We start from the raw sequence: 5,774 nt of genomic DNA on the forward strand, positions 1-5,774 counted from the left end.
GGACCGCCTCCAACACCGTGTTCGAGGGCGGCATGGGCATCGACGCCACCGTGCCCTTCGGCTACGAGAGCGACTTCCTGCGCCCCGTGTACGCGGTGGAGAAGGTCGACCTCAAGAACTTCTTCAGCGACAAGGACATCGCCAACGCCAAGTCCCGGATGCACGGCTGGGTGCACTCCCTGGCGCGCACCGGCCGGTAATTCGCACCGACCTGAAAGGGCGGCCTTCACGGCCGCCCTTTTTTTCATCCGGAACGAACCGCACGACATGACCGACCCCGCGCGACTGGACCGGATGTGCGGCCTGCTGACGGAGCGCTACGGCACCGCCGGAGACGAGGCGGCTGTGCGCCTGCGCCGTTGGATCGGCGGCGAGATTCCATATGCAGAGCCGGAGGTCATCGAGCGGCATCTGGACGAGCCTCACGCGGCCCTGTTGTTCGACTCCTTCCGGCAAGTACTGCCGTTCGGCACCGGCGGCCGCCGAGGACCCATGGGCTACGGCACCAACCGGATGAACCCGTCGACTGTGGCCATGACCGCCCAAGGGCACGCGAACTATCTGAGGGCCAACGCTCGCGGCGCGGAGCTCAGCGTGGTGGTGGCCAACGATGTGCGCGTGTTCGCCGACAACGCCGGGGTGTACGCGTTCCTGGGACAGACTCACCCATTGCTGGAGGTATCCTCGCGTTCGCTCGCCCGCCTGGCGTGCGAGATATACGCTGCCAACGGCATCGTCGCTTACCTGGAGGAGCCGGCCGACGACCACGCCGTCACCAGCACGCCGGAGCTTTCGTTTTTCATCGTGCAGCTTGGCGCCAGCGGCGGCGTGAACGTCTCGGCGTCACACAACCCGCCGGACGACAACGGCATCAAGGTGTACGACGCCTACGGCAGCCAACCCGTCGCGCCCGAGGACCAGCGGCTGGTGGACACCATGGAGGCGGCCACGGAGGTACGCACCGTTCCCTTCGGCGAGGGCCTTCGGTCTGGGATGATCCGTCCGCTGCCGCCGGATCTCCGCACCGCCTACGTCGACACCTACGTAGACTTGTACGGGGACCTCTACCCTCCCCGGGCGGACGCGCCGGTGGTCTACACGCCCCTGTGCGGCTGCGGCGTCCACACGGTGAAGCCGGTGCTGGAGCGGCTGGGCTTCCCGGTGCTCATGCCGCCCGACCAGGGCCCGGACGGGAGCTTCGCCGCCATCCCCTTCAAGGCGCCCAACCCGGAGGTGCCCCACGCCACCGTCCCGGCGCGGGCGTTCGCCGACCGCCACGGCGCCGGCATCGTCCTGTCCAGCGATCCCGACGCCGACCGCATCGGCATGGAAGCGCGCCTGGAGGACGGCTCCTGGTACCACTTCGACGGCAACCAGATCGCCGCCATTCTGTGCCATCATCTCATGCTCGACTCCCAGGGGCCGCGCCGCCGGGGGCTCGTGATGGAAACCCTGGTGACCACCAAACTGCTCGGAAGGGTCGTGGCCGAGGCCGGGGATTCGTGGCTCATCGACGACCTGCTGGTGGGTTTCAAGTACGTCGCCGACGTGCTCAAGACCCTGGAGCGCACGGGCCGCTACAAGGACATCGCCTGCTCGCCGCGGGACCTCGTCCTCGCCGCCGAGGAGAGCCACGGCGTGGTCATGGCCCCGGGCATCCGCGACAAGGACGCCACCCCGGCGTGCATGGTGCTGGCGGGCCTCTACCAGCGCCTGCTGGACGAAGGCCGCACCATGCTGGACTACTACGTAGCCATGCTGCGGGAGCTGGGCGGCTACGACAACGTCAACCGCAGCATCGTCCTGGCCGGCGCTGAAGGGACGCGCAAGAAGGACCGCATCATGGCGGCGCTGCGGGAGTCGCCGCCCCGGGAGCTTGGCGGGCACCCGGTCCAACGCTTCGTCGACTACTGGGACCCGGAGCGCTTCGGCCCCATCGCCAGCGACACCGACCGGCTCCCGCGGAACGTTCTCCAGGCTCACACCGACCGTTTCGTGATCACCGTGCGCCCGTCCGGCACCGAGCCCAAGCTCAAGCTCTATTGCCAGTTGCTGCCGGACGGAGGAACACCGGACGGCGGCGGCACCGACCTGCTGCGCCGGGTAAGGACGAGGGCCGATGCGGTCGTCCGCGCCGTCTACAACGAAATGCTCTCGCGCATCGACGTCTCGCTCGACGAAGCGGCGCTGCTGCTGCCCGACATCATCGACCTGGAAGGCAGGCAACGCTTCGGCCGGGAGACCGTGCCGCGCCTGCGCGACGCAATGAAGAGCGGCCGGTTCACCGGCCTTGACAAGCTGCTGGATTGGCTGCGGCGCGAGGCGGCCGCCATGACCCCGGCGGCGGACCCCCTGCCCGCCCTCAGGCCCGCGCTGGCATGGCTGTGCCGCCGGTGGCGCCGCGAGGATGACATGACCCTGGTGGAAGAACTCGAGAACTGGGCCGAGCGTGACTTGTGAAAGGAGCACCCGATGAAGGACAAGATCAACACCAGCGTGGAAATCGAGCGCGTGCAACGGGAATGGCTGGAGGCGATGACGGAGAAATACCAGATCGCCGACGAGTCCAAGGCGCTGCGCATCGTGCTGGACCACGCGCGCACCGCCACCGACGAAAAGGTCCTCTTCGAGACAGTCCGCTGCCTGGGCTGCGACTGAGCCCGGCGCGTTGCAGGCGCACTCCGGGTGGTGTCGGGACGCCCGCCCGGAGCCGCCGTCCGTACAAACCCTTGCCGGCTCAGTGCGGCGCGGGGCCGGGGCTCGCCAGCGCCTCGCGCCGGATCGCCTCGATGGCGTCCACCTCCTTGGGGATCGCGGCCGACAGCACGTCGTGGCCCGCGTCCGTGACCAGGACGTCGTCCTCGATGCGGACGCCGATGCCGCGGTATTCGTCGCTCACGCCGTCCAGGTCTTCGGCGATGTAGAGCCCGGGCTCCACCGTGAGCACCATGCCGGGCTCCAGCGGACGCGCGGCGCCGTCGATCCGGTACTGCCCCACGTCGTGCACGTCCAGCCCAAGCCAGTGACCGGTCCGGTGCATGTAGAACCTCGAGTGCTCGCCTTTCTCGATCAGTTCACCGGCTTCCCCTGACAGGAGCCCGATGTCGAGCAGCCCCTCCACCAGCACTTCCGTGGCGCGCCGGTGGATGTCCTCCATGGACACGCCCGGCCGTACCAGCGCGATGCCCTCCTGTTGCGCCCGCAGGACGATCTCGTAGATGCGCCGCTGGGGCGGCGAGTAACCGGCCGCCACCGGGAACGTGCGCGTCACGTCCGAGCAGTAGCCGTCGAACTCCGCCCCCGCGTCGATGAGCACCAGGTCGCCGTCGCGCATGCGGCGGTCGTTCTGCGTGTAGTGGAGGATGGTGGCGTTGGCCCCCGAGGCGACGATGGAAGGATAGGCCATGCCCGACCCGCCCGCCGCGCGGAAGTGGTATTCCAGCAAGGCCTCCAGCTCGTACTCGCAAGCGCCGTCGCGCGCCGCCCTCATGGCCGCGGCGTGGGCTCGTTCCGACGCCGCCACCGCCTTGCGCATGAGGTCCAACTCACCGGACGACTTGAAGAGGCGCATTTCGTGCACGATCGACGCCGGGTCCACCAGCGACACGACTCCACGGCCGGTGCGCGCGCGGCCGGACCGGCTGGCGTCGACAAGCCCCTGGATGAGAGAGTTCGTGCCCTCGTCGCGCCCCGGCGCAAAGTACACCCTTTCCGCCCCGGCCAGATGCCCCGGCAGGACCTCCTTCACCTGATCGATTGTGTAGGCGGCGTCCGCCCCGAACACCTCCTTCGCCCCCTCCGTCCCGTAGCGCTTGCCCGTCCAGGTCTCCTTCTCCCGGTCCCGCGGCTGCACGAACAGGACGAAGCGTTCCGACTCGTGCCGCGGCGACAGCACGCAAAGGCCGTTGGGTTCCGGAAACCCGGTCAGGTAGAGCAGGTCGTTGTCCTGCCGGTAGCGGTACTCCACGTCGTTGGAGCGGGTCGACTGCGGCGCCGCCGGAATGATCGCCACACCCTCGCCCATGCGCTCCATGAAGGCCGCGCGCCGCTCTGCATAGGTGGTTGCGTCCATACCGTTTCCTTACGGCAAGATCCCGCCGGTGACAAGGTGGGTAGCCAAGCGGACCGCGGGCAGACTCTTTCTTCTCGCTTCACGCGGCCCGATCTGGTACACAATCCGGAAATCGGCGGTCTCTTCCCCTATCATTTCGGGCATTCGCCGGAGGGGGTCGCGGAGCTTCGCGAGCCCGCGCGGAGACACAGGCCACGGAGGAACGCGCATGGCGGAAACGGTTTACAAGGACTTTCGTCGCGAGGAGATGGAATACCAGTTCAATCCTCGCGTCACCGTGACCGAGTATCCCCGGCTGACCGAAGAGCGGGAGCGGGCCAGCGAGGCCACGCGGGCAAAGCTGAAGCACCACCGCGACGTGCGCTACGGCGACGGCCCGCGGATGACCCTGGACATCTTCCCGGCGGAGCGGTCCGGCGCTCCGGTGCAGGTCTACATCCACGGCGGCTACTGGCGCGGCGGCAGCAAGGAGGCCTACAGCTTCTTCGCCGGCCCGTTTGTCGAAGCCGGGGTCACCCTGGTGCTGCTGGAATACGACCTCTGCCCGCAGGTCACCGTGCCCGACATCATGCGCGAGACCCGCGAGGGGATCGCGTGGGTCTACCGCCACATCGCGGAGTACGGCGGCGACCCGGAGCGGCTCTACCTGTCGGGGTCCTCGGCGGGCGGGCACCTGACGGCCAGGGCGCTCAGCCATCGCTGGGAAGAGGACGGTCTCCCGGAAGACATCATCAAGGCCGCCGTGGCCATCACCGGGGTGTACGACCCCGACCCGGTCTTCTACGTGTCGTCCAACGAGGACATCCGCCTGACCCCCGATACCGCTCGAGAGATCAGCGCCATGCTGCATCCGCCCCTAGACCGGACCCCGTTCGTGGTGGCGGTGGGCGGGGCGGAATCCCGCGGGTGGATCGGCATGTCCAGGGACTTCTTCGCCCTTTGCCAGGAACGGGGCCTGGACTGCAGCTTTCTGGAGGTGCCGGGCACACACCACTTCTCGGTCTCGGGACAACTGGGCGAACGGGGCAGCCTCATGTCGCGCACCGTGTTGGGTCAGATGGGTTGTCTCTGATGAAGCAAGCGCCGGTGACCGTCCGCCGCCTCGGGCTCGCGGCCCTGTGGGTGCTCGCGTTCAGCGCGGTATGCCACGCACAGCCCGCGTACATCAGCGGCTATCGCGAGGTCATGCTGCGCACGGGACCGAGCGTGGAACACCGGATCCTTGCGGTGCTCCGCACCGGCAACGAGATGGAGATCCTTGGCGAGGACGGCGACTACAACCTCGTCTCCCTCCCGGACGGGCGCCAGGGCTACGTGCTCAAGAGCTTTCTCACGAACGAGGCCCCGCCGGAACGGCGCCTCGAAGAACTGTCCGAGACGGTCGAGACCCAGGCGGCCGAACTGGAGCGACTGCGCAACGAGAACCGGAACCTCGTGGCGCGCAACGACAAGCTGACCAAGGACAACGAGGGGGACCGGCGCCTGCTGCAACGCCTGCAACAGGAGAGCGCCAACATCGAACGCGACGAGCGCATGTGGTGGTTCATGAGCGGCGCCGGCGTGCTCCTCGTCGGCTGGCTCCTGGGCATGACCCGCTTGCGTCTGAGGAGGAAGGCGCGCGCCCGGAGCTTTACCTAGTGTGGTGTCAGGTTAATTCGCAGCATAATCTGCGGGTCTTTTTCGCCGTCGGCTGCGTTGCTCT

General features: G+C 68.1%; 6 protein-coding genes. 5 read left to right on the forward strand and 1 reads right to left on the reverse strand.

Going from position 1 to position 5,774, the window contains the following annotated elements:
- From OXU42_02950 to OXU42_02960, 3 genes are all read left to right on the forward strand, one after another.
- Nucleotides 1–200 (forward strand): UbiD family decarboxylase (locus tag OXU42_02950; GenBank protein ID MDE0028346.1); only part of this gene is annotated, 200 nt, incomplete at its 5' end.
- Between the two features lie 67 nt (nt 201–267).
- Nucleotides 268–2,460 carry a phospho-sugar mutase gene (locus OXU42_02955; protein ID MDE0028347.1) on the forward strand — a complete coding sequence of 731 codons (2,193 nt, stop codon included), beginning with the start codon at nt 268–270 and terminating at the stop codon, nt 2,458–2,460.
- A 12-nt stretch (nt 2,461–2,472) separates the two neighbouring features.
- On the forward strand, nt 2,473–2,658 hold the full coding sequence (locus tag OXU42_02960) for a hypothetical protein (protein ID MDE0028348.1): 186 nt from the start codon (nt 2,473–2,475) through the stop codon (nt 2,656–2,658).
- Between the two features lie 79 nt (nt 2,659–2,737).
- On the opposite strand, the gene OXU42_02965 is transcribed toward OXU42_02960, so the two are convergent.
- Nucleotides 2,738–4,072, reverse strand: coding sequence for an aminopeptidase P N-terminal domain-containing protein (locus tag OXU42_02965; GenBank protein ID MDE0028349.1), 1,335 nt, complete (start codon nt 4,070–4,072; stop codon nt 2,738–2,740).
- Nucleotides 4,073–4,280: 208 nt separating this feature from the next.
- On the opposite strand from OXU42_02965, the gene OXU42_02970 reads away from it, so the two are divergent.
- On the forward strand, nt 4,281–5,144 hold the full coding sequence (locus tag OXU42_02970; GenBank protein ID MDE0028350.1) for an alpha/beta hydrolase: 864 nt from the start codon (nt 4,281–4,283) through the stop codon (nt 5,142–5,144).
- Entirely contained in the window at nt 5,144–5,710 is a 567-nt protein-coding gene (locus OXU42_02975) for a TIGR04211 family SH3 domain-containing protein (GenBank protein MDE0028351.1), read from the forward strand. The genes OXU42_02970 and OXU42_02975 overlap by 1 nt, the downstream gene beginning before the upstream one ends.
- The last annotated feature ends 64 nt before the right edge of the window (nt 5,711–5,774 follow it).

It is taken from the genome of Deltaproteobacteria bacterium, assembly GCA_028818775.1.
Classification (GTDB): Bacteria; Desulfobacterota; Binatia; order UBA9968; family JAJDTQ01; genus JAJDTQ01.

Excerpts from the sequence above, each read along its gene's own strand:
- OXU42_02955 (MDE0028347.1), top strand. The coding sequence starts at position 268 with ATGACCGACCCCGCGCGACTGGACCGGATGTGCGGCCTGCTGACGGAG.
- OXU42_02960 (MDE0028348.1), top strand. The coding sequence starts at position 2,473 with ATGAAGGACAAGATCAACACCAGCGTGGAAATCGAGCGCGTGCAACGG.
- OXU42_02975 (MDE0028351.1), top strand. The coding sequence starts at position 5,144 with ATGAAGCAAGCGCCGGTGACCGTCCGCCGCCTCGGGCTCGCGGCCCTG.
- OXU42_02965 (MDE0028349.1), bottom strand. The coding sequence starts at position 4,072 with ATGGACGCAACCACCTATGCAGAGCGGCGCGCGGCCTTCATGGAGCGC.
- OXU42_02970 (MDE0028350.1), top strand. The coding sequence starts at position 4,281 with ATGGCGGAAACGGTTTACAAGGACTTTCGTCGCGAGGAGATGGAATAC.